6 protein-coding genes and 1 pseudogene are annotated in these 1,846 nt (G+C 73.8%); 6 read left to right on the top strand and 1 reads right to left on the bottom strand.

The window, feature by feature from the left end; all coding sequences use genetic code 11:
- Nucleotides 1–411 (bottom strand): annotated as a pseudogene (locus HGA02_RS18220) (cobalamin biosynthesis protein CobW); the annotation flags it as partial.
- Nucleotides 412–465: 54 nt separating this feature from the next.
- On the opposite strand from HGA02_RS18220, the gene rpmB reads away from it, so the two are divergent.
- From rpmB to rpmF, 6 genes are read left to right on the top strand one after another with little or no spacing between them, the layout of a single operon-like run.
- The gene (gene rpmB, locus HGA02_RS18215; protein WP_168680713.1) at nucleotides 466–705 is read left to right on the top strand and encodes a 50S ribosomal protein L28; all 240 of its coding nucleotides are present in this window, start codon (nucleotides 466–468) and stop codon (nucleotides 703–705) included.
- Nucleotides 702–875 carry a 50S ribosomal protein L33 gene (rpmG, locus tag HGA02_RS18210; RefSeq protein ID WP_168680711.1) on the top strand — a complete coding sequence of 58 codons (174 nt, stop codon included), beginning with the start codon at nucleotides 702–704 and terminating at the stop codon, nucleotides 873–875. The genes rpmB and rpmG overlap by 4 nt, the downstream gene beginning before the upstream one ends.
- Entirely contained in the window at nucleotides 875–1,180 is a 306-nt protein-coding gene (gene rpsN / locus HGA02_RS18205; protein ID WP_168680709.1) for a 30S ribosomal protein S14, read from the top strand. The genes rpmG and rpsN overlap by 1 nt, the downstream gene beginning before the upstream one ends.
- Nucleotides 1,181–1,217: 37 nt before the next feature.
- A complete protein-coding gene (locus HGA02_RS18200; protein ID WP_168680700.1) occupies nucleotides 1,218–1,490 on the top strand; it encodes a type B 50S ribosomal protein L31 in 273 nt (90 codons plus the stop codon).
- Complete coding sequence (ykgO, locus tag HGA02_RS18195; protein WP_034625243.1) at nucleotides 1,487–1,609, top strand: type B 50S ribosomal protein L36; 123 nt, start codon at nucleotides 1,487–1,489, stop codon at nucleotides 1,607–1,609. The genes HGA02_RS18200 and ykgO overlap by 4 nt, the downstream gene beginning before the upstream one ends.
- On the top strand, nucleotides 1,609–1,779 hold the full coding sequence (gene rpmF, locus HGA02_RS18190) for a 50S ribosomal protein L32 (protein WP_168680698.1): 171 nt from the start codon (nucleotides 1,609–1,611) through the stop codon (nucleotides 1,777–1,779). Before ykgO ends, rpmF begins: the two co-directional genes overlap by 1 nt.
- Nucleotides 1,780–1,846 lie beyond the last annotated feature (67 nt).

Below are 1,846 nucleotides of genomic sequence, written 5' to 3'. Positions count from 1 at the left end.
CGCGACGACGTCGGCGAGCCGCAGCCCGCGCGCACCGGACAGCCCGGCGAGCCCGGCGCGTCGGCCTGACCGGGCGAGCGCCCGGGAGACGGGCAGCGACTCCGCGCCGACGGGCAGCGCGAGCACGACGGCGTCCCAGCGGGGGTCGCGTGCGAGACGTTCGAGCTGCGGGACGGCGTCCTCGCGCACCGCGCACGACAGGCACGCGTGCTCGAGCGGGACCTCGGCGTCCTCCAGGACGCCGTCACCGCTCACGATCACGCGACGGATCCGGCCACCGTCCTCGTCGTCGAGGATGTCGTGGCGCAGGACGACGAGGCGCGGGTGGTCGGTGACGAGGCCGAAGACCGTGGTGTCGCGCACGACGGGGTCCACGGTCGCGAGGACGACGAGCGGCGTAGGAGGCGTCATGGCGCACACCGTACGTCTTGACGAGAACGGTTATCAATACCTACCGTGACGCCCATGTCCGCTCGCTGCCAAGTGCTCGGCACCACCCCCGGGTTCGGCCATGCCGTCTCCCACTCCCACCGCCGCACGAAGCGCCGCTGGGACCCGAACGTCCAGCGGCGGCGGTACTACGTGCCGTCGCTGCGCCGCCGCGTCACGCTCACCGTCTCGGCGCGCGGCATCACGACGATCGACCGGCTGGGCATCGACGTCGTCGTGGCCCGCATGCTCGCCCGCGGGGAGCGGCTGCGATGAGCGGCGCTCGCCGCGCCGACCTGCGCCCGGTCATCAAGCTCCGGTCCACGGCCGGCACCGGCTTCACGTACGTCACCCGCAAGAACCGTCGCCACGACCCCGACCGTCTGGTGCTGCGCAAGTTCGACCCGGTCGTGCGGCGCCACGTCGACTTCCGCGAGGAGCGCTGATGGCCAAGACCAGCAAGATCGCCCGCGACGCGCAGCGCCGTGAGGTCGTCGCCCGGTACGCCGAGCGGCGCGCCGAGCTCAAGCGCGCGTCCGTCGACCCCGCGCGCACGCCCGAGCAGCGCGCGACGGCGATGGCCGCGCTGCACGCCCTGCCCCGCGACGCCTCCCCGGTGCGGCTGCGCAACCGCGACGTCGTCGACGGCCGCCCGCGCGGCTACTGGCGGAAGTTCGGCCTGTCGCGCGTCCGGCTGCGCGAGCTGGCGCACCGGGGCGAGCTGCCCGGCATCACGAAGTCCAGCTGGTGACCCTTCCCCCGCCCCGACCCCCGCAGGAGCACCGCCCGTGAAGAAGGACCTCCACCCCGACTACCACCCCGTCGTCTTCCGCGACGCGTCCGCCGACTTCGCGTTCCTCACGCGGTCGACGGCGACGTCCACGAAGAGCGTCGAGTGGACCGACGGGAACAACTACCAGGTGATCGACGTCGAGATCTCCTCGGCGAGCCACCCCATCTACACCGGCACCGCGCGCGTCGTGGACACCGCGGGCCGCGTCGAGAAGTTCCGCCGCCGCTACGGCCGTCCGGCCGCGCCGACCCCCGAGGAGCCCGCATGAAGGTCCGCGCGTCGCTCGCCTCGCTCAAGAAGAAGGACGGCTCGATCGTCGTCCGCCGCCGCGGGAAGACCTACGTGATCAACAAGCGCAACCCGCGGTGGAAGGCGAGGCAGGGCTGATGGCCGTCCCCAAGCGCCGGCTGAGCCGCGCCCGCACCCGCGCGCGCCGTTCGCAGTGGAAGGCGAGCGAGCCCGCGCTCGTGCCGGTCACGGTCGACGGCCGCACCGTGCACGTGCCGCGCCGGCTGGTCCGGGCGGTCGAGCACGGCCTCCTGCGCCTGGACCTCTGACGCCCGCTCAGTCGCGGGAGACGCAGGGGTCGTGCGCGTCCGCGTCGTCGGCCCGACGGTCGACGGT

The sequence above is a fragment of the Cellulomonas septica genome (assembly GCF_012396155.1).
GTDB lineage: Bacteria > Actinomycetota > Actinomycetes > Actinomycetales > Cellulomonadaceae > Cellulomonas > Cellulomonas septica.
Note: the sequence above shows the minus strand (reverse complement) of the source record. Positions and strands in the feature narration are given on the sequence as shown.